The organism is Sphingomonas sp. NFR04 (genome assembly GCF_900114095.1).
GTDB lineage: Bacteria > Pseudomonadota > Alphaproteobacteria > Sphingomonadales > Sphingomonadaceae > Sphingomonas.
Window position 1 is genome coordinate 136501 of the sequence record NZ_FORV01000008.1, and the last position, 20347, is coordinate 156847.

At 67.9% G+C, this 20347-nt stretch carries 14 protein-coding genes; 6 read left to right on the forward strand and 8 right to left on the reverse strand.

What is annotated here, in order from left to right; translation table 11 throughout:
- Nucleotides 1-13 precede the first annotated feature (13 nt).
- From BM009_RS19545 to paoA, 4 genes are all read right to left on the reverse strand, one after another.
- Nucleotides 14-1366 carry a chloride channel protein gene (locus BM009_RS19545; RefSeq protein ID WP_093298748.1) on the reverse strand — a complete coding sequence of 451 codons (1353 nt, stop codon included), beginning with the start codon at nt 1364-1366 and terminating at the stop codon, nt 14-16.
- Nucleotides 1367-1642: 276 nt separating this feature from the next.
- On the reverse strand, nt 1643-3850 hold the full coding sequence (paoC, locus tag BM009_RS19550; RefSeq protein WP_093298749.1) for an aldehyde oxidoreductase molybdenum-binding subunit PaoC: 2208 nt from the start codon (nt 3848-3850) through the stop codon (nt 1643-1645).
- A gap of 3 nt (nt 3851-3853) precedes the next feature.
- Nucleotides 3854-4804 (reverse strand): FAD binding domain-containing protein, encoded by a 951-nt coding sequence (locus BM009_RS19555; RefSeq protein ID WP_093298750.1) that lies wholly within the window; start codon nt 4802-4804, stop codon nt 3854-3856.
- Nucleotides 4801-5445 carry an aldehyde dehydrogenase iron-sulfur subunit PaoA gene (paoA, locus tag BM009_RS19560; protein WP_093298751.1) on the reverse strand — a complete coding sequence of 215 codons (645 nt, stop codon included), beginning with the start codon at nt 5443-5445 and terminating at the stop codon, nt 4801-4803. The genes BM009_RS19555 and paoA overlap by 4 nt, the downstream gene beginning before the upstream one ends.
- On the opposite strand from paoA, the gene BM009_RS22725 reads away from it, so the two are divergent.
- Both BM009_RS22725 and BM009_RS19565 read left to right on the forward strand, forming a co-directional pair.
- Nucleotides 5345-5626 (forward strand): hypothetical protein, encoded by a 282-nt coding sequence (locus BM009_RS22725; protein ID WP_175488125.1) that lies wholly within the window; start codon nt 5345-5347, stop codon nt 5624-5626. The two genes, paoA and BM009_RS22725, sit on opposite strands and share 101 nt — an antisense overlap.
- A gap of 123 nt (nt 5627-5749) precedes the next feature.
- A complete protein-coding gene (locus tag BM009_RS19565) occupies nt 5750-8677 on the forward strand; it encodes a TonB-dependent receptor domain-containing protein (protein WP_093298753.1) in 2928 nt (975 codons plus the stop codon).
- Nucleotides 8678-8757: 80 nt separating this feature from the next.
- On the opposite strand, the gene BM009_RS19570 is transcribed toward BM009_RS19565, so the two are convergent.
- Nucleotides 8758-9012: a hypothetical protein gene (locus tag BM009_RS19570; protein WP_093298754.1), complete on the reverse strand. Its 255-nt coding sequence runs from the start codon at nt 9010-9012 to the stop codon at nt 8758-8760.
- Nucleotides 9013-9102: 90 nt separating this feature from the next.
- Between BM009_RS19570 and hemN the strand changes: the two genes are divergently transcribed.
- From hemN to BM009_RS19585, 3 genes are all read left to right on the forward strand, one after another.
- On the forward strand, nt 9103-10425 hold the full coding sequence (hemN, locus tag BM009_RS19575) for an oxygen-independent coproporphyrinogen III oxidase (protein WP_093298756.1): 1323 nt from the start codon (nt 9103-9105) through the stop codon (nt 10423-10425).
- A 122-nt stretch (nt 10426-10547) separates the two neighbouring features.
- Complete coding sequence (locus BM009_RS19580; RefSeq protein WP_093298758.1) at nt 10548-13862, forward strand: trifunctional glycoside hydrolase family 18/polysaccharide deacetylase/glycosyltransferase family 2 protein; 3315 nt, start codon at nt 10548-10550, stop codon at nt 13860-13862.
- A gap of 347 nt (nt 13863-14209) precedes the next feature.
- Nucleotides 14210-16807 carry a TonB-dependent receptor gene (locus tag BM009_RS19585; protein WP_093298759.1) on the forward strand — a complete coding sequence of 866 codons (2598 nt, stop codon included), beginning with the start codon at nt 14210-14212 and terminating at the stop codon, nt 16805-16807.
- Between the two features lie 33 nt (nt 16808-16840).
- Here the strand turns inward: BM009_RS19585 and BM009_RS19590 are convergent, their stop codons facing one another.
- Complete coding sequence (locus BM009_RS19590; protein ID WP_368085944.1) at nt 16841-17449, reverse strand: alpha-ketoglutarate-dependent dioxygenase AlkB; 609 nt, start codon at nt 17447-17449, stop codon at nt 16841-16843.
- 188 nt (nt 17450-17637) lie between these two features.
- Between BM009_RS19590 and BM009_RS19595 the strand changes: the two genes are divergently transcribed.
- Complete coding sequence (locus BM009_RS19595) at nt 17638-17988, forward strand: ArsR/SmtB family transcription factor (RefSeq protein WP_093298762.1); 351 nt, start codon at nt 17638-17640, stop codon at nt 17986-17988.
- Between the two features lie 34 nt (nt 17989-18022).
- Here BM009_RS19595 and BM009_RS19600 read toward each other — a convergent pair whose 3' ends face one another.
- Nucleotides 18023-19030, reverse strand: coding sequence for a P-loop nucleotide/nucleoside kinase family protein (locus tag BM009_RS19600; RefSeq protein WP_093298764.1), 1008 nt, complete (start codon nt 19028-19030; stop codon nt 18023-18025).
- Between the two features lie 83 nt (nt 19031-19113).
- Nucleotides 19114-20268: an endo-1,4-beta-xylanase gene (locus BM009_RS19605; protein WP_093298766.1), complete on the reverse strand. Its 1155-nt coding sequence runs from the start codon at nt 20266-20268 to the stop codon at nt 19114-19116.
- Between the last annotated feature and the right edge of the window lie 79 nt (nt 20269-20347).

The window sequence follows — 20347 nt, forward strand, 5'->3', positions numbered from 1 at the left end:
CGCCACAGGATCGTTACGCGCGCGGGACCGATCCGTTCCCCCGATCGTCGGATTCATGCTGCACCTGCGTAGGTTCGGGCATGCGGCCGAAGCGCAGCGACAGGCCGTGATACAGGCGTTCCTTGGAGACGATCTGTGCGGTGAAGTCGGCGATCAGCGCGGCGGCGAGCAGCGGCAGCATCAGCCCACGGCTGGCGGTGGTCTCGGCGATGATGATCACCGCGGTCAGCGGCGCGCGGACGACGCCGGTGAAATAGGCGACCATGCCGAGCAGCACGATCGTCCCGCCCGGGGCGGTGGGAAACATCGGTCGTACGAGGTCGCCGACGCCGGCGCCGACGGAGAGCGACGGCGCGAAGATGCCGCCGGGGATGCCGGCGATGGCGGTGGCGAGCGTCGTCGCGAACTTGGCGGGGGCGTACCACCAGGGGATCGCGCCGTTGGTGATCGCGCTGCGGGCCGCGTCATAGCCGGTGCCCCAGGTGAGCCCCGCCGTCACGCCGAGGATGGCAACCACGAGCCCGCAGGCGGCGGCGAAGATGAGCTTGTGGCGGCGCACCGCGACCAGCGGCCGCCAGTCCGATCCACCCGCGGCCAACATCAGGCGGGAGAACAGGCCCCCGGCAAGGCCGCCGACCACCCCCGCAACGGGGGCGGCGAGCACCGCTTGGGTGAGCGGCAGCGTGCTGCGCATCGCACCGAAATAGACATAGTCGCCGGCGATGCCGAGGCTGGTCATGCCGGCGATCAGCACGGCGGCCATCACCAGCACCGCCATGCGCTGCTCATAGGCGGCGGCAAGTTCCTCGATTGCGAAGGCGACCCCGGCCAGCGGCGTGTTGAACGCCGCCGCGACACCCGCCGCGCCGCCGGCGATGAACACCGAGGCGCGGATCGGCACGCGGGCGAGCCGGTGGGCATAGCCCATGATCGAGGCGGCGACCTGCACGGTGGGACCCTCGCGCCCGGTCGAGGCGCCGACCAGCACCGCGCCGATGGTGAGGATCAGCTTGAGTACGACCGTCTTGGCCGAGGTGAGGCTGGTCATCGCGTCGTCGGGATCGCGGGTGGCGGCCATCACCTGGGGGATGCCCGATCCCGTCGCGTCGGGGGCGAAGCGCCGGGTCGCCCAGGCGAAGAACGCGAAGCCGGCGGGGGTGAGGAGCAGGGGCAGCCACCACCAGGTCCGCTCCAGCGTGGTGAAGCGGCGCGCGGCCCAGTCGGCGGCTTCGGCAAAGGCGAAGGCGACGAGACCGATGACGATCGCACCGCCGAGGAACGCGACGCGGCGGCGCCAAGTCTGGGCGGTAGGCCCATGCCGGCGCACGATCGCGCGGACGCGGCGGGTGGTCCGGTGGTGGTCCATCTACTCCCTCAGCCTGCCCCCCGGCGCGGGTGCTGTAGCGGGGGAGGGGGCGGAGCGCCACCCCAAGATCCCGGCGGCATGATGCTGGAGTTCGGTGGCCGTAAGTCGATCTCAGCTCTCGCCAAACGATCGCCATCCCCGAGAAGGCGGGGATCCATTCGCCTGCGCGCTGGGGGAAGGAACCGCAGCATCAGCGCCAATGGATCCCCGCTTTCGCGGGGATGACCAGGTCCTTTGATCAACGCACCTCCCCTTACGGGATAGGATCGATGCGCCTCACACGAACGCCGGCATCCCCGGCAGCAGCTTGTCCAGCGTCACCGGATAATCCCGCACCCGCACCCCGCAGGCATTGTGGATCGCATTCGCCACCGCCGCGCCGACGCCGCACAGGCCGAGCTCGCCGACGCCCTTCGCCTTCATCGGCGATGTCGTGGGATCGGTCTCGTCGAGGAAGATCACCTCCTGGTGCGGGATGTCGGCATGGACCGGCACTTCGTAGCTGGCGAGGTCGTGGTTGACGAAGTAGCCGAAGCGCTTGTCGACTGCGAGTTCCTCCATCAGCGCCGATCCGACACCCATCGTCATCGCCCCGATCACCTGGCTTCGCGCCGACTTCGGGTTGAGGATCCGCCCAGCCGCGCAGACTGCCAGCATCCGCCGCACCCGCACTTCGGCAGTCGCGGCATCCACCGCGACTTCCACGAAATGCGCGCCGAAGGTCGATTGCTGGACCTTCTTGGCAAGGTCGCCATAGTCCATGAAGTCCTCGGCGACGATTTCACCGCCCTTGGCCGCGTCGGCCAGTGCCACGCTGCGGTTGCCCGCACGCACCTTGCCGTCCTCGAACACGACGTCGGCCGAGTTGAAGCCCAGTGCCGCGGTCACCTTGTCGCGCAGCATCGAACAGGCGGCGTAGACGCCCGCGGTCGAGCTGTTGGCGCCCCATTGGCCGCCCGAGCCGGAAGATGCCGGGAAGCTGGAATCACCCAGCCGCACCACCACCGTATCCAGCGGCACGCCCATCATTTCCGCCGCGGTCTGGGCGATGATGGTGTAGGTGCCGGTGCCGATGTCGGTCATGTCGGTCTCGACCGTGACGACGCCCTTGCCGTCCAGCCGCACGCGCGCGCCCGACTTGCCGTTGATGTTGTTGCGGAATGCGGCAGCCATGCCCATGCCGATCAGCCAGCGACCCTCGCGGGTGGCACCCGGCGTCTTGGCGCGTTTGGCCCAGCCGAACTTTTCCGCGCCGATCTGCATGCACTGGATCAGCTGGCGCTGCGAGAAGGGACGGTTGGCGGCCTCGGGATCGACCTGGGTATCGTTGAGCGCGCGGAACGCGACCGGGTCCATCCCCAGCTTCTCCGCCATCTCGTCCATCGCGATTTCGAGCGCCATCAAGCCCGGTGCCTCGCCCGGCGCGCGCATCGCATTGCCTTCGGGCAGGTCGAGCACCGCGAGCCGCATCGAGGTCAGCCGGTTCTCGCCCGCGTAGAGCAGGCGGGTCTGGCTCACCGCCGTCTCCGGGCCGCCGCCGGGCAGGTCGCCCGACCAGCTCTCATGGCCGATCGCGGTGATCTTGCCGTCCTTGGTGGTGCCAATGCGGATCCGCTGGATCGTTGCCGGGCGATGCGTCGTGTTGTTGGCGATCAGCGGGCGTTGGAGCGACACCTTGACCGGCCTTCCCGCCGCCCTGGCGCCGAGCGCCGCGAGGATCGCATCGGTGCGGACGAACAGCTTGCCGCCGAACCCACCGCCGACGAAGGGCGACATCAGCCGCACTTTCTCCTTCGGGAGACCCAGCGTGCGCGCGACATCGCCCTTGCCCCAGTTGATCATCTGGTTGGAGGTCCAGAGCAGCAGCTGGTCGCCTTCCCATTTGGCGGTGGAGGCGTGCGGCTCCATCATCGCGTGGGAATGATCGGGCGTCGTGTAGCGTGCGTCGAGCTGGACGGGGGCACTGGCGAAGGCGCCATCGAAATTGCCGACCTTGCTCTCGGCCGGGCCGCCAAAGCCTTCCTTGGGCAGCGTGGCGCTCGCCATTTCCGCCTTGAGATCGAACCGGCCCTTGCCGCGCGCATAGTCGACGCGGATCAGCGACGAGGCGGCGCGCGCCTGCTCGAAGGTCTCGGCGACCACCAGCGCGATCGCCTGATGATAATGCTCGATCTCGGGCCCGCCGAGCAGGTTGGCGGTGTTGAAATTGCCCTTGGTCAGCTTGCCGGCATTCTCGGCGGTGACGATCGCGAGCACGCCCGGCGCGGCCTTGGCGGCGCTGAGGTCCATGCCGGTGATCCGCCCCTTGGCGATCGCCGAGCCCAGCACATAGCCGTATGCGGCACCCGGCGCGACATCGTGCCGCTCATAGGCATAGGGCGCGCGGCCGGTGGTCTTGAGCGGACCGTCGATCCGGTCGGTGGCCTTGCCGACCACCTTGAGGCGATCGATCGGGTTGGTCGTGGCGGGGGTATCGAACTTCATGGCTCAGCCCCTTGCTTCGCTCAGCACCGCGGCGAGCGTGCGCTCGGCCAGCGGGAGCTTGAAGGCATTGTCGTGCGTCGGCGTGGCGCCGGCGAAGGCGATCTTTGCAGTCGCGGCAGCCCCCTTGGGGAGCGCGGCCTCGGCGGCTTCCACGCGCCACGGCTTGTGTGCCATGCCGCCAAAGGCGACGCGGCCGGTGCCGTCCTTCTGCACCACCGCCGCCACCGAGACGAGCGCGAAGGCGTAGGACGCGCGGTCGCGCACCTTGTGGTAGAAATGCTTGCCGCCGAGCGGCTTGGGCAGGGTGACCGCGGTGATCAGCTCGCCGTTCTGCAGCGTATTGTCGATATGGGGCGTATCGCCGGGCAGGCGGTGGAAGTCGGCGATGGCGATCTTGCGCGTGCTGCCGTCGGGCTTCACCGTCTCCACGGTCGCGTCGAGCAGCCGCATCGCGATCGCCATGTCGCCCGGATAGGTGGCGATGCAGGCCTTGCTGGTGCCGATCACCGCGAGCTGGCGGCTGAACCCGCCGATCGCCGCGCAGCCGCTGCCGGGCTTGCGCTTGTTGCAGGGCTGGTTGGGGTCGTAGAAATAGGGGCAGCGGGTGCGCTGGAGCAGGTTGCCCGCGGTGGTCGCCTTGTTACGCAGCTGGCCCGAGGCACCCGCGACGATCGCGCGGGTCAGCACCGCATAGTCGCGGCGGACGCGCTTGTCGGCAGCGAGATCGGTGTTGCGCACCAGCGCGCCGATGCGCAGCCCGCCATCGCTCGTTTCCTCGATCCGGTCGAGCGCGAGCTTGTTGACGTCGATCAGATGCGCCGGCGTCTCGATCTCGAGCTTCATCAGGTCGAGCAGGTTGGTGCCGCCGGCGATGAACTTGGCGCCGGGGGTCTTGGCGGCGAGCGCGGCGGCGTCGGCCGGGCTGCTCGCGCGGGTATATTCGAAAGCCTTCATGCCTGCCTCCGCCCCGCGGCTTCGCGGATCGCCTCGACGATGTTGGAATAGGCGCCGCAGCGGCAGATATTGCCGCTCATCCGCTCGCGGATCTCCATCTCGGAGAAGGCGGGGCTGGCGGCGACGTCGGCGGCGACATGGCTGGGGATGCCCGCCTTGATCTCGTCGAGCACCGCCACCGCCGAGCAGATCTGCCCCGGCGTGCAATAGCCGCATTGATAGCCGTCATGCTTCACGAACGCCGCCTGCATCGGGTGCAGGTCCTCGGGGGTGCCCAGGCCTTCGATGGTGGTCACGCTGTCACCGTCATGCATCACCGCCAGGCTGAGGCAGGAGTTGATGCGGCGGCCGTTGACCATCACCGTGCAGGCGCCGCACTGGCCATGGTCACAACCCTTCTTGGTGCCGGTGAGGTGGAGATGCTCTCGCAGCGCGTCGAGCAGCGTGGTGCGGGTGTCGACGGTCAGCTCCGTGGACTTGCCGTTGACCTTGAGCTGGACGGGCAAAGTGGGGGGCGACTCCATCGGCGCGACCGGTTCCTTGTTGCTGGCGCTGGCAGGAAATGCCGTCACGGCGGCGCAGGCCGCGCCGCTCGTCAGCAATCCCCGTCGCGATACGCCGATATCGCTTGGACTTTCCATTTTGGCATCCCCTGTTTGCATGTCCGCGCGCCTCTATCGCCTGATTGTCGAGCTGGTTCCGGTGGCGGCGCGGACAGGCGCAATTGTCGTTCGCATCTACCGGCTTTCCGTTGCGGCGGCAAATGTCCCGGCGGACACGCTGCGCCTTCCATACCATTGCAAATGCGCAACAGTTCCGTGACATTTTGTTTCCAGGCGTGTCCCACGCGTTGCCATCAGGGGGAGAACGTGCAGACATGCCGCACTGCGGAAGCGCACGAAAGTTGCGCCCGCTGCGGAGAAAATTTCAAACAAGGGGCTTTTGATGACGTCTACCCTAAGAAGCTGTCTGCTTGCGTCGACGATGCTGGTCGCCAGCATCGCAGCGCCGGCCTTTGCGCAGCAACAAAGCGTCCCGGAATCCGAGACGCAGGCCGAACCGGCCAGCGAAATCGTCGTCACCGGATCGCGCATCTCGCGGCCCGACCTGGAGCTGGCAAGCCCGGTCAACGTCATCAGCCAGCAGGAAATCCAGTTTCGCCAGCCGGGCACCGCGGATGACCTGCTGCGCAACCTCCCGGCGATTCGCCCGTCGATCGGCGCGGGCGTCAACAACGGTTCGGACGGTTCGTCGACGCTCAACCTGCGCGGCATCGGCGAGCAGCGCACGCTGGTGCTGCTCGATGGCCGCCGCCTGGTGCCCTACGGCCTCGATGGCCTGACCGATACCAACAACATCCCGGTCGCGCTGCTGCAGCAGGTCGAAGTGCTGACCGGCGGCGCGTCGTCCACCTACGGCGCGGATGCGGTCGCAGGTGTCGTCAACTTCATCACGCGTCGCGACTTCTCGGGCATCGACGCCTCGGCGAGCTACCGCGTGTCCGAGCGCGGCGATAGCCAGCGCTTCAAGGCCGACCTCGTCGTCGGCGGCAACTTCGCCGATGGCCGCGGCAACGTGGTGCTCAGCGTCGGCTACACCAAGGCCGATCCGCTGCTCCACCTCGATCGTTCGGTCAGCGCGGTGCCGATCAGCTCGACGACCGGCTCGTTCGCCGGCTCGAGCACCGCGCAGGTCACGATCTTCGGCGCGCCGAGCAACGCGGCGCTGGGCCTGCCCGCCAGCAGCTTCGGCGCAGTGGTGAACCCGACGACCGGGCTGCTCCAGTCGGCGACCGCCAACGACACCTACAACACCAATATCGGCACCTACTTCCAGACCCCGCTCGACCGCATCAACGTCTATTCGGCGGGCCGGTACGAGATCACCGACGGCGTCGAATTCTACGGCTCGGCGATGTTCACCCGCAACAAGATCGCGACCCAGCTCGCATCGTCGGGCACGTTCAACAACACCTACCAGCTTGGCCTGAACAACCCCTATCTGCCGAGCGGCATCCGCAGCCAGCTGTGCACGGCGAGCAAGATCTCGGCGGCGGACTGCGCCACCGCGGCGGCGGTGCAGGGTGGCCCGGGCACGCCCGGCTATCGCGAGATCGCGGTGGTGGCGCAGCGCCGCTTCACCGAGTTCGGCCCGCGCGGCAACCTGTTCGAATCGCAGATGTTCCAGGTGCAGGGCGGCTTCCGCGGTGACATCACCACGGGGCTGAAATACGACGTTTCGGCGCAATATGGCGAGACGACGCAGAACCAGACGCGCCAGCGCTGGGGCTCGTTCAGCAAGGTCCAGCAGGCACTGCGCGCCTATCGCGACGCGAGCGGCACGATCCGCTGCGCCGACACCACCAATGGCTGCGTGCCGCTCAACCTGTTCGGGCCGAACGGCTCGATCACCTCGGCACAGGCGGCGTTCGTCAATTTGGACGCGATCATCAACCGCAAGGTGCGCCAGACCGTCGTCACCGGCAGCCTTTCGGGCGACCTGTTCGCCTCGCCGCTCGCCGCCAGCAAGATCGCGTTCGCGGCGGGTGCCGAATATCGCAAGATCAGCGCCGCCAGCCAGCCGGACGGCCCGTCGCAGGTGCAGGGCGAAGTGCTCGGCACCGGCGCGCGCACCCCGCCGGACGTGGGCGACTACAGCGTCAAGGAAGTGTTCGGCGAGCTCATCGCCCCGCTGATCGAGAACCAGCCCTTCATCTACAAGCTGACGGCGGAAGCGGGCATCCGCTATTCCGACTACACCACCACGGGTGGCAGCACGACGTGGAAGGCCGGCGGCACCTGGGAACCGATCCAGGGCTTCAAGTTCCGCGGCACCTATCAGGTCGCGGTCCGTTCGCCGAACATCCAGGAACTGTTCCAGTCGCCGGTGCAGGGCTTGGGCAACCTCACGGTCGATCCGTGCGCGGGTGCCTCGGTCGCCGCCAACCTCGCCGCGCTGTGCGTTGCCACCGGTGCGCCGGCCGGCACGATCGGATCGATCCCGCAGCCGAGCTCGGGCCAGATCAACAACACCACCGCGGGCAACCGCGACCTGGACGTCGAAAAGGCCAAGACCCTCACGCTCGGCGGCGTGTTCGCACCGTCGTTCCTCAAGGGCTTCTCGGCGACCGTCGACTATTTCCGGATCAAGGTGTCGAACGCGATCACCCAGCCGGCGCAGGCCGACATCCTGAACGGCTGCTATTCGGCGACGCTGAACCCCAGCTTCTCGAACAACGCCTTCTGCGCACTGATCGGCCGTAACCCGCTGACCGGTACGCTCAACGGCGCGGGCGAGACGCCGGGCGTGATCCTCAGCTATTCGAACCTCGGCCTGATCAAGACCGCGGGCATCGACCTAGGCGTCAACCAGCGCGTGCTGCTCGACGACGTCGGCATTCACGACAGCGGCGCGATCACGATCGGCTTCAACGGCACCTGGCTCGATTACTACCGCTTCCAGGCGAACCCGAACTCGATCAACCGCGACTGCACCGGCCGGTACAGCCCGGGCGGCTGCACCAATCCGCGAGCGAAGACCCGCTGGAACGGTCGCCTGACCTATGATCGCCCGGGCTTCGACGTCTCGCTGCTGTGGACCCACATCAGCGGCGTGAAGCTGGAAGACTCGGTCGCCAACATCCTGCCGGCGTTCCGCAGCATCAAGGCGTACGACTATTTCGATCTGTCGTTCGGCGTGCGCCCGACCAAGAACCTCAGCTTCAACCTGACGGTGAACAACCTGCTCGACAAGGATCCGCCGCTGGTGGGTTCGGGCGTCGGCGGTACGTCGTACAACAGCGGCAACACCTTCCCGACGATCTACGATCCGATCGGCCGGTCCTACACGCTGGGTGCGCGCCTCACCTTCTGATGCGTTCCTAAAAACATAAATGTCTCCCAATACCTGGAGCGGCGGGCCGAAAGGTCCGCCGCTTTTGTGTCGGGGGCGGGTCAGTCCTGCTGGTCGGACAGGTCCATGAAGTTGCGGGCGGCCTCGCGGTCTGCCTCCTCCTCGAAGGTCACATCGAGATCGGGCGCGTTGCCGAGCATGAACAGCAGCGCCCAGAGCGCGAAGCGGCGGGGACGATCGGTCTCCAGGCCGAGATCGACCTTCATCCGCTCGATGCCCGAGGCGAGCGCGGGCGGGGTGAGGGCGCCGAGATCGGCGGTACCGAAATAGCGGACTAGCTGGTCGTCGAGTTGCATGGCCCTGCGCCTACGCCCGCGCGGCGCGGGCGGCAAGGATACGGGACATTCCCAAGCGACGCGGCCCGCGCGGCGGTGCAAGCGCGAGCCATGTGGACCTATCATCCCGATCTGCTCGCCACCCCGGTGCCGCGCTACACCAGCTATCCCACGGCCGCAGAGTTCCACGAGGGGGTAGGGCCGGCGGACATGGCCGCGGCGCTGGATCGGGTGGACGCGGATACCGAGCTGTCGCTCTATCTCCACATCCCCTTTTGCCACGCGATCTGCTGGTATTGCGGCTGCAACACGGGCGCCGCCAACCGCACCGCGCGGCTCGATGCCTATCTCGCCAGGCTGTCGGAGGAGATCGAGCTGGTCGCAAGGCGGCTAGGCGGGCGGGGGCAGGTGGGGCGGATCGCGTTCGGTGGCGGCAGCCCCAATGCCATCGCCCTCGAGGCCTTTCTCCGGCTGGTAACGCAAGCCAAGGCCGCATTCGGTGCCGGCGCCCCTGTGCTGTCGGTGGAGGTGGATCCGCGCGGCTTCGATGCCGCCTGGGCCGGCGCGCTGGCGGAAGCCGGCGCGACCCGCGTCAGTCTCGGCGTGCAGACCTTCGACCCCGCGCTTCAGGGCGCGATCGGCCGCGTCCAGCCGCGCGGCGACATTGCCGGGACCGTCGACCTGCTGCGCCACGCCGGGATCGAGTCGATCAACTTCGACCTGATGTACGGTCTGCCGGGCCAGACCGACCAGATGCTGGCTGAGTCGATCGAAGAGAGCGTGGCGATGGGTGCCGATCGGCTCGCCGTGTTCGGCTATGCGCATGTGCCGCACCTGATCCCGCGCCAGCGCCGCATCGATGCGACCGCGCTCCCCGGCGCCGAAGTCCGCTTTGCCCAGGCCGCGCTGGCGTACGAGAAGCTGGCGGGGGCCGGCTATGCCGCGATCGGCTTCGACCATTTCGCCAGGCCGGGCGACGCCATCGCAGTCGCGGCGCGCGAAGGCCGGCTGCGGCGCAATTTTCAGGGCTTCACCGAGGACGAGGCCGAGGTGCTGATCGGGCTGGGCGCCAGCGCCATCAGCCAGTTCCCGGACCTGCTGGTACAGAACGAGAAGAATGCCGGCCGTTGGCACATGGCCATCTCCTCCGGCAGGTTCGCGGCTGCGCGCGGGGTGCGGCGCTCGGTCGACGATCAGTGGCGGGCGGCCGCGATCGAGGAACTGCTCTGCCAGGGGCGCGCCGATCTGGGCGGCATCGGCGGCCGCGCGGCGATCGCGCTGCGGCTCGCGCGGTTCGCGGCGCTGAAGCTGGTGCGCTGGGAAGGCAGCGTGCTGCTGCTGGCGCCCGGGGCGCTGCCCTATGCGCGGGTGATCGCCAGCGCGATCGACAGCCATCGCGGACCGGCCGCCACCCGCTTCAGCAGCGCGGTGTGATCCCACGGGATCTCCGGGAAACTACCCAGCCTCGGGCGTATAGCCTCGGTTAATTTCGGCTCTTATAAGGCGCGGGCCCGCCACGCGCCGGGCAGAATTTCGCGCGTTTCGAAAGAGCATCGATGTCGCGTCCCGTATTCTTCGACCCCACCGGCAGCCGCAAGCGCTGGACGATGCGCACGGTGTTCGCGCTGATCGGCGGCGTGCTGCTCGCCGCGATCGTGTTCGCCGCCACCATCGTCAATGTGCCGCCTGCGCAGGACCTGCCGGTGCGGTGGGAGAATGCCAAGCCCGCGGCGCTGCGCTCGCTCAGCGCGCGCGGCCAGCCGCGCGGGCAGCGCTGGCTGCCGGGCGGTTCGGCGAAGAAGCCGGGCGCGCCGCTCACCGTCGGCTTCTATGTGCCCTGGGACCCGGCGAGCGCCGACTCGCTTCGCCGCAACATCGGCGATCTCGACTGGGTGGTGCCCGCCTTCGTCTCGGTGACGGGCGCCAACCATGCGATGCAGGTGCTGGACGATCCCAAGTTCGCCAGCATCGTCGCCGCCGCGCCGCGTCGTCCACGCGTGCTGCCGATGGTGCAGAACGTGTCCGACGAAGCCTGGGACACTGCCGGCTCCGCCAAGCTGATGGCCAGCCCGGCGGCCCGCGCGAAGCTCGCGCGCGATCTCGCCGCCATGGTCAAGGCGCGCAACCTGCCCGGGCTGGTGATGGACTTCGAGAGCCTGCAGCCCGGCTCGCTGCCGGGCTACGCCCAGCTGCTCGACCAGATCAACAAGGCAATGCCCAAGGACAAGCTGCTCGCCGTCACCGTGCCGGCGGGCGATACCAATTGGGATCTCAAGCGCTTCGCCGCGGTGACCGATCGCGTGATCCTGATGGATTATGACGAGCATTGGCAGGGCGGCACCGCCGGGCCGATCGCCTCGCAGCCCTGGTTCGTCGACGAGCTGCGCAGCGCCGTGGCCAAGGTCGGCGCGAACAAGCTGATCGTCGCGCTGGCCAGCTACGCCTATGATTATCACGGCGACGGCACCGACGCGATGAGCATCGAAGAGGCCTGGTCGGCGGCGCGGGACAGCGACGCCAAGGTCACCTTCGACAAGACCAGCGGCAACAGCGCCTTCGCCTATGACGAGGACGGCAAGCACCACGAAATCTGGATGGTCGACGCCACTGCCACCTGGAACCAGCTGCAGGCGGTCCGCGCCGCCGGTGTCGGCAGCGTGGGGCTGTGGCGACTGGGCACCGAGGATGCCGGCGTGTGGACCGCGCTGCTCGCCTATCGCCATGGCGGCCGGCCGGACCTGAGCCGGATCGTGCCCGCCACCAATGTCGACGTTGAGGGACCGGGCGAGATCCTGCGCGTCACCTCGACGCCGACGGTGGGCCAGCGCGCGATCAGCTTCGATGCCGCCAACATGATCCGCGACGTCCAGTATCCGCAGCTGCCGACGCCCTATGTCGTCATGCGCACCGGCGCCTCGAAGCACGAGATCGCGCTGACCTTCGACGACGGCCCCGATCCCACCTACACGCCGCGCATTCTCGACATCCTCAAGGCCGAGCATGTGCCCGCGACCTTCTTCATCATCGGCGAGAACGGCCTCCAGCATCCGCTGCTGCTGCGCCGGCTGGTGGCCGAGGGGCATGAGCTGGGCAACCACACCTATACCCACCCGAATCTCGCCACCACCTCGGCGGCAAGCACCGCGCTGGAGCTGAACGCCACCCAGCGGCTGGTGCAGGCCTATACGGGCCGCGGCATGCGGCTGTTCCGCGCGCCCTATTTCGGAGACGCCGAGCCGACCACCCCGGACGAACTCGATCCGGCCGTGGTGGCGCAGAAGCAGGGCTATACGGTAGTCGGCCTGCACGTCGATCCGGACGACTGGAAGCGGCCGGGTACCGATGCGATCGTGCAGGGCGTGCTCGACGACGTGGCGGGCGCCCGACCCGACCACTCCACCAACGTCGTGCTGCTCCACGATGGCGGCGGTAATCGCGAGCAGACCATCCAGGCGCTGCCGCGGATCATCCGCGAACTGCGGGCGCGCGGCTATAGCTTCGTGCCGGTTTCGAAGCTCGCCGGGCTTTCTTACGATGCGGTGATGCCGCCGATCCGCGGCAGCGACCTGCTGGCGGTGCGGGCGGACGTGGCGATCTTCGTCGCGCTCGCGGCGGTCGCGTCGGGGCTGCGCTGGATGTTCTTCATCGCGATCACGCTCGGCATCGCCCGCGCGGTGATCCTCGCCGGACTGGCGCTGCGCCAACGGCTGCGCGAGCGCGGCGAACCGCCGGTGTTCACGCCCACCGTCTCGGTGATCATCCCCGCCTATAACGAGGAGCGGGTGATCGAATCCTCGGTGCGCCGCGTGCTCGCCAGCGACTATCCGGCGATCGAGCTGATCGTCGCCGACGACGGATCGAAGGACCGCACCAGCGCGATCGTCGCGGCGGCGTTCGGCGACGATCCGCGGGTGACGCTGCTCACCCTGGTCAATGGCGGCAAGGCGGCGGCGCTCAACCGCGCGCTGCGCGAGGCCAAGGGCGAGGTGATCATCGCGCTCGATGCCGACACCCAGTTCGAGCCCGAGACCATCGGCCGCCTCGCGCGCTGGTTCGCCGACGAGAAGATCGGCGCGGTGGCGGGCAGCGCGCAGGTGGGCAACCGGGTCAATCTGGTCACCCGCTGGCAGGCGGTGGAATATATCACCGCGCAGAATCTCGAGCGGCGCGCGCTGGCCGGGTTCAACGCGATCACTGTCGTGCCGGGCGCGGTCGGCGCGTGGCGGCGCGCCGCGCTCGATGCGGTCGGCGGCTATCCCGAGGATACGCTCGCCGAGGATCAGGACCTCACCATCGCCATCCAGCGCGCCGGCTGGCGGGTGACCTATGATCCGGATGCTGTCGCCTGGACCGAGGCGCCTGAGAGCTTCAAGGCACTCGCCAAGCAGCGCTATCGCTGGGCGTTCGGCACGCTCCAGTGCCTGTGGAAGCATCGCGGCCTGTACCGCGACAAGCAGGCGCGCGGTCTCGCCTGGATCGGGCTACCCCAGGCCTGGGTGTTCCAGATCATCTTCGCCGCGATCTCGCCGCTGATCGACCTCGCGCTCGTGTCCGCCATCTTCGCCACCGGCGTGCGGATCGCCCAGCATGGCTGGGAGCAGACCCGCGGCGACGTCGGCACCATGGCGATCTACTGGGTGGCGTTCACCGCGATCGACGTGGGCTGCGGCTGGGTCGCCTATCGGCTCAACAGCCGGCGGATCCGCTACCCGGCGCTGCTGCTGGTGGCGCAGCGTTTCGTCTATCGCCAGCTGATGTACTGGGTGGTGCTGCGCGCGATCAGCTCGGCGCTGGGCGGCTGGTTCGTCGGCTGGGGCAAGCTGGAGCGGACCGGCCGAGTCGGTACGGCGGGAACGGCCGCGGCCGAATAGCCGGTCACGCCAGCACCGATCCACAGGATGCGCCCGTTCCGCCCGTCAGGCGGGGCGGGCGCTCCCGATTCCGGCCGATCGCTCCGGTTCGGCGCGGCAGAATCCGTGTCCTTTCTGCATCACTTTTGGCTTTTCGGGCGTTGCGAGTAAGTTTTTCGCGGCGTTAACTCTGGGGAACCCGCGCTGCGGTAACCTTCTCCGCCCGCAGATTCCCACGTGAAATCTTGAAAATGAATTGAAAATGAAACCGGCGCGTCATGCGTGCTGCGGTGGGTGTAACAAACCTGCCAAATCCTGTGCCTAGGGCGCCCCCCGAAGACATACCACCTACCTCGGGGAAAGCATTCATGCTCGATCGTTCCACCTTCCGCCTCGCGCTCCTCGCCGGCGCCACCGCGATGGCGCTTGCCGCCGTTCCGGCCATGGCGCAGACGGCCGATGCGCCGGCTGCCGACAGTGCCCAGCCCGAAGGCCTGGCCGACATCGTCGTCACCGCCACCAAGCGCGAGACCAACCTGCAGAAGACGCCGATCTCGATCAGCGTGCTCAGCACCGAGAATCTGCAGGACCGCCACGTCCAGAGCCTGTTCAACCTGGCCGACGGCACTGTGCCGTCGCTCCGCGTCGCCACCTTCGAGGCGCGCCAGTCGGCGCTGACGATCGGCATCCGCGGCATCGTCCCCTACGACCAGAACCAGACCGCGCGTGACGGCGGCGTCGGCGTCTATATCGACGGTGTTGCCCTCGGTAAGACCCAGGGCCTCAACGCCGCGCTGTTCGACATCGAGCGCATCGAAGTGCTGAAGGGCCCGCAGGGCACGCTGTTCGGCCGTAACACCGAAGGCGGCGCGCTGTCGCTCGTCACTCGCGCCCCCACCGGCGAGTTCGGCGGCCGCATCAACGGCGGCGTCGGCAACTATGGGAGCCGCAGCGTCGACGCGCATCTCGACCTGCCGGCCTTCCACGACGTCTCGCTGAAGCTGGACGGCCTCTACCAGCACCAGGATCCGACCGTCGACAACCCGCTCACGGGCTCGACCGGCTGGAACTATTACGACCGCAAGGGCGGCCGCGTCGCCGCGCGCTGGAAGCCGGTCAGCAACTTCACCGCCGACTTCGCCTATGACTATGCGAAGGACGAGAATACCCCGCAGTACAGCCAGTTGGTCAGCTACAACCCGAACGGCTACACCGTCGGCGCGTTCAACGGCGCCTCTCTGGTCCTGCCCGGCACCAACACCGCCTGCGGCGGCACCATCGCTGCCGGCAGCACCAAGCCGGTCTGTATCGCCCCGAAGGCGCCGCTCGTCGGTGTCCACCCGGATCGCCAGCGCGTGGCCGATGTCGGCGTGCCGCAGCAGCCGAGCGTCGACATCACCCACGGCGTCTCGTCGAACCTGAAGTACACCGCCGCACCGTGGCTGGAACTGCGCTCGATCACCGCATGGCGCGGTGTCAGCACCGATCAGTGGGATAACTCGGGCGGTCCGGAGCGCAGCTCGTTCGCGCCGTTCGTGCCGAACATGGCCAACCCGACGGCGATCAACACCACCGGCACCTTCAGCCGCTACAGCCTGTCGTTCCTGCGCCAGCACCAGTTCAGCCAGGAATTCCAGGCAGTCGGCAGCGTGCCGCAGCTCGATTATGTCGTCGGCGCCTACTACTTCACCGAGCACGCCACGGAATATGCCGCGACGCCGCTCACCAACCAGTGGAACACGGACGGCACCGCCTACACCATCCGCAGCCCCATCCCGGGCAATTCCAGCGCGATCACCGGCGCGAACTCGGGCTATCAGCAGTTCGATCCGTCGTGCAACAACACGCTGGCGACCACCGTGCCGCAGTTCGCGAACAGCTGCCAGTTCATCACCCGCGCCAGCCAGGCGACCGACCACAACTACTCGCTGTTCGGCAACCTGACCTTCACGCCGGACGCGCTGAACGATGTGGTGCACGTCACCCTCGGCGGCCGCTGGACCAAGGACAAGCGCCACGGCACGCTCTACGTCGTCAACAACCGCGCCGACCTCGTCACGGCGGGCACGGTGTCGCCGTTCGGCTTCAGCAACAGCGTCAGCCGCTTCGATCCGATGATCAACGTCGCCTTCGACGCGACGCAGGACATCCATCTCTATGCCAAGTACGCGACCGGCTTCCGCGCCGGCGGCGCGAACGACCGTTCGCTCCAGTTCAACGCCTTCGGCCCGGAATCGGTGAAGTCGTATGAAATCGGCGCCAAGATGGACTTCTGGAACCACAAGGCGCGCCTGAACCTGGCGGGCTACATCATGGACCGCTCGAACACCCAGTTCGACTTCGACTATTTCGACACGAACGGTTCGAGCCCGACCAACGGCAGTCATATCGAGCAGACCACCAATGCCGGCGACAGCAAGATCCGCGGCATCGAAGCGGATCTGACCGTGGCGCCGGTGCAGGGCCTGACGCTGACCGCGTCCTACGCCTACACCTACTGGCGTGCGCCGTCGGCGGTGAACCCGCTGACCCCGGGTGCGCCGGCCCAGCAGCTGTACATCGTCTACACGCCGGAAAATGCGGCGTCGGGCTCGATCGACTATGCCCTGCCGATCGGCGGTGGCGACGCCAAGCTGCGCTTCCACCTCGACGGCAATTATTCGAGCAGCCAGTACAGCTTCCAGCTCGAGCCGACCAAGACCGATGCCGCCTTCATCATGAACGGCCGCATCGCGATCGCGGACATCGCGGTGTCGGATCACAACAAGGTCACCTTCGCCGTCTGGTCGCGCAACCTGCTCGACCACACCTATATCTACCGTCGCTCGTCGGCCAACTCGTCGCCGGTGCTCAACTATGGCGCCAACGGCCAGCTGGTCTCGACCAGCTATGGCGGCATCCTGGGTGACTATGCCAACTTCAACCCCCCGCGGACCTGGGGCGTGGAAGCCAGCGTCAAGTTCTGATGCGATGGTCCCGCCGCTCCGGCGGCGGGGTCTTCAACCAGTGCGGCCCGGTCGGGGATCCTCGTCCGGGCCGTTCTGCGTCTGGCGCAGGCCCAGCGTGGAGAGCGCGCGGAAGGTGATCGACCAGCGCGGTTCGGCCATCGGCGCGATGCTGTGCTCCCAGGCGTGGCGCACCTCGCCCGAGAGCAGGTAGATCGAGCGCGGGGCGAGGAACTGCTCGGTGCGATCGAAGGCGCGCGGGCCGGTCCGGCGGCGCAGGCGCAGCGTCGCGGGCGCGCCGAGCGAGATGCCCACCACCTCCTCGAACACCGGCCGGTCACGGTGCCAGCCGATCCCGGCACCGAGCGGATAGTGGATCAACAGCGCCTGGACGAGCGCGCCCGGCGCCAAGCCGGCAAAGGCCTCCGCCCGATCGCGCAGCGGCACCAGCCAGTCGGGGAAGGGCTCGGCGCGGGCGAAGCCGCCATCCTCGAAATCATAGCGCCAGCCATAGCTGGTGGTTTGCCGATTGCCCGTCCAGCCCTGGAATCGGAATGGCTCGAGCCCCGCCGATTCGATCGCGGCGATCGCCGCGGATTCCTCTAAGCTGTCGAGGAATCCCGATCTCGAGCGGAGACCGGAAGGCCCCGGAACATCAAACAAATCCGCTTGCCCATGCGTCATTTTATCGTAACCTTCGAACGGCTGGTACGCTCCCTGTCACGAACATCGCGGGAGACACATGCCGGCAAACATGCGTATATATGATGTCTCATATTGATCCAGGTTTATGAATTTCCTGGATTTTTTGCCGCGTGACGGGTTGCTTGGCATAGGATACACGCATAGCCATGGTCGCCGTGAAGAACGATATGATCGAGGTAATCGACCACGCGTCGCAGTTTTTGAAGGCGCTGTCCGGCCGCAGCCGACTGCTGCTTCTCTGCCATCTGGTGGATGGGGAGAAATCGGTAGGGGAATTGGCACGGCTCACCGGTGCTCGCGACACGGCGGTCTCCCAGCAACTCGCCCTGCTGCGCCGCGAGGGCATGGTCTCTGCCCGGCGTGCCGGCCAGATGATCTTCTACTCGCTGGCCAGCCCGGAAGCGCGCCGCATGCTCGAGGCACTGAACGACCTGTTCTGTGCCAATGACAGCGTCAGCGGCATTCTGCTCAAGCCTGAGGTCGCCGAGACCGCCTGAGCCGCGGCCGGCGGGTCGAGCCCGCCGGACCCCCTCAGCGGCGCGGGCGCTCCACCGCAGCGCGTGCCGCCGCCACGATCGTTTCCATGGGACGGTTCGCCCGCATCCGGTGCCAGCCGAACAGGTCGCCGACGGGGCGTCGAGCCTGATCGCGTGCGACGTCCGCGGTCGCATCCGATGCATCGCCGGTGCGCGCGCTCACCCGGGCGATACGGTCGCGATCCGGCGCCTCCAGCCAGATGCCGGTGAACGGCACCCGCGCCTGCAGCGCCAGCGCCTCGGCGACTTCCCGTTCGCTGCGATTGAGGAACACCGCATCGAGGATCACCGTCGAGCCGCAGGCGAGGTGGTCGTCCGCCGACTCGAACAGCGCCTCATAGGTCTCGGCATCGTTGCGGCGGGTATAGTGCGAAGGCGGCAGCCGTGTTTCGGGCGGCAACCCGGCGAGCCGCTTGCGGAACACGTCCGAGCGCAGCACCCGCGCGCCGGGGCGACGGCCATAGAGTCCCCCGAGCAGCCGCGACAGGCTCGACTTGCCCGTGCCCGAAAGACCGCCGATCACGATCAGCTGCGGTGCTGCGGGCTCCAGAAATCGGTCCGCGATTTCGGGATCGTCGGTCTGCAGTGACAGCATCAGCGGCAGCAGCGCCCATCCGGTGGCCCCCTGCGGCGACAGGTCGAGATAGCGATTGGCGAGGATGTTGGCGTCGGTCGGCCGCCCCTCCGCCAGCAGCGCCGCCAGCGGCCCGGCGAGATCGAACAGGATGTCGACCGGCGCGCCGTCATCGATCTTCCGCACGCGGCCCGCACGGGCGCGCCGTTCGATGTCGCCGCCAAGCAGGGCGAGCGCGCTCCGCTGGGCGCTGGTGCGCGCGCGATCCATCAGCATCTGGCGGAAGGCGGCACCGGCGGGGGTGACCGTCGCGCGGCCATGGGCCCGTACAATTCCTTCGGCAAGGCTATGCAGCGCCGCGACGTCGACCGTGCTGGGGAGCGGCATTTCTCCGCCCGATCCTTGCCGTTTCGCGGCCGCTGCGGCCATTGCCCTGCTCCCTGGTTCCGAAGGCGACTCAGCCACTCGGGAAAATCCTATACGCGCAAAATCTGAACGGGAGCGTACCGAGGTTAGCGCCGTGCAGCGGTTTTCATCAATTTCGTCGCAACCATCGTGTGGAGCGGCGTGCGCCGGAAGTCGCCGTCGTACGGCGCCACGCGCGGTGCGCTGCCATCCTTGCGCGGCTTGAAGCCGTTCAGCCAGCTATACTTGTCGCACATTCCCCAGAACAGCATGTCGCGCAGTTGCGGATAGCCGAACAGGATGTCGAGATAGACGCCGGCATAGTCGGCCACCTGGCGGTCGCGCACCGCGATGTCGGTCGGCAGATGCTGGTCGGCGACGTCGAATTCGGTGATCAGCAGCGCATAGCCCATGCCGGTGACGGCATCGAGAAATGCCCGCCACGGCTTCTCCTGCCGCGCCGCCAGCACGCCGGCGGGGGCGTCGCTGATCGGCTCGATATGCGACTGCACGCCCAGCGCATCGACGGGCACGCCGCGCTTGCGGAAGCCTTCGAGCAGCCGGAGCACGCCGTCGCGGTGCGCCTCGTTGCCGGGCTCCCAGCTCATATAGTCGTTGTACACCAGCTGGGCGTGCGGCGCCGCGGCGCGAGCGGTGTGGAAGGCATGGTCGAGCATCGGCACGGTGCCGCCGAACGCCCGCGACAGGCTGGTTTCGCGCAGCGTGCCGGTCTTCTCGTCGACGGTCTCGTTGACCACGTCATAGCTGTGGATCCGGCCGGCATAGCGGTGACAGACCGTGTCGATATGGGTGGTGAGCAGCCGCTCGGCCTCGCGTCGCGGCGTGCCGCCGAAGTCGTGGTCGTTGAGCCAGCGTGGGAAATACTGGCTCTTGTGCCAGAGCAGCGTGTGGCCGCGCATCGCCATGCGGTGCGCCTCGGCCCAGTCGACCATCGCGTCGAAATGGGTGAAGTCGAACTTGTCCGGGCCGGGGCGGGTGGCCTGCCATTTGAGCTGGTTCTCGGGCACGAGCAGCCCGCAATCGCGCTGGAGCAATGCGGCGTAGCGGGGGTTGGCGAAGGAGCCGGCATCGGCACCGGGCGGGCTCCAGGCGAAGGCGGAGCCGATCCGCATGGCCTTCTGGCCCGCCATGGTGTTCAGCCCCGGCAGCTGCGAGCTTGCGCGCGCCGCCAGCGGCAGCGCGGCGGTGGCGGCCGCGCCGGCGAGCAGCGCGCGGCGGTCGATGGGAAATCCGTTGGTCATGAAACCCTCTCCTGATCGCGCTTGGGGGCGTCGCGTGCTTGGTAGCGATACCATGTTTGGCCTGCTACACGCGTGTCAA

Excerpts from the sequence above, each read along its gene's own strand:
- BM009_RS19545 (WP_093298748.1), bottom strand. The coding sequence starts at position 1,366 with ATGGACCACCACCGGACCACCCGCCGCGTCCGCGCGATCGTGCGCCGG.
- BM009_RS19600 (WP_093298764.1), bottom strand. The coding sequence starts at position 19,030 with ATGGCCGCAGCGGCCGCGAAACGGCAAGGATCGGGCGGAGAAATGCCG.
- BM009_RS19565 (WP_093298753.1), top strand. The coding sequence starts at position 5,750 with ATGACGTCTACCCTAAGAAGCTGTCTGCTTGCGTCGACGATGCTGGTC.
- BM009_RS19585 (WP_093298759.1), top strand. The coding sequence starts at position 14,210 with ATGCTCGATCGTTCCACCTTCCGCCTCGCGCTCCTCGCCGGCGCCACC.
- paoA (WP_093298751.1), bottom strand. The coding sequence starts at position 5,445 with ATGGAAAGTCCAAGCGATATCGGCGTATCGCGACGGGGATTGCTGACG.
- BM009_RS19605 (WP_093298766.1), bottom strand. The coding sequence starts at position 20,268 with ATGACCAACGGATTTCCCATCGACCGCCGCGCGCTGCTCGCCGGCGCG.
- BM009_RS19580 (WP_093298758.1), top strand. The coding sequence starts at position 10,548 with ATGTCGCGTCCCGTATTCTTCGACCCCACCGGCAGCCGCAAGCGCTGG.
- paoC (WP_093298749.1), bottom strand. The coding sequence starts at position 3,850 with ATGAAGTTCGATACCCCCGCCACGACCAACCCGATCGATCGCCTCAAG.
- BM009_RS19595 (WP_093298762.1), top strand. The coding sequence starts at position 17,638 with ATGGTCGCCGTGAAGAACGATATGATCGAGGTAATCGACCACGCGTCG.
- BM009_RS19570 (WP_093298754.1), bottom strand. The coding sequence starts at position 9,012 with ATGCAACTCGACGACCAGCTAGTCCGCTATTTCGGTACCGCCGATCTC.
- hemN (WP_093298756.1), top strand. The coding sequence starts at position 9,103 with ATGTGGACCTATCATCCCGATCTGCTCGCCACCCCGGTGCCGCGCTAC.
- BM009_RS19555 (WP_093298750.1), bottom strand. The coding sequence starts at position 4,804 with ATGAAGGCTTTCGAATATACCCGCGCGAGCAGCCCGGCCGACGCCGCC.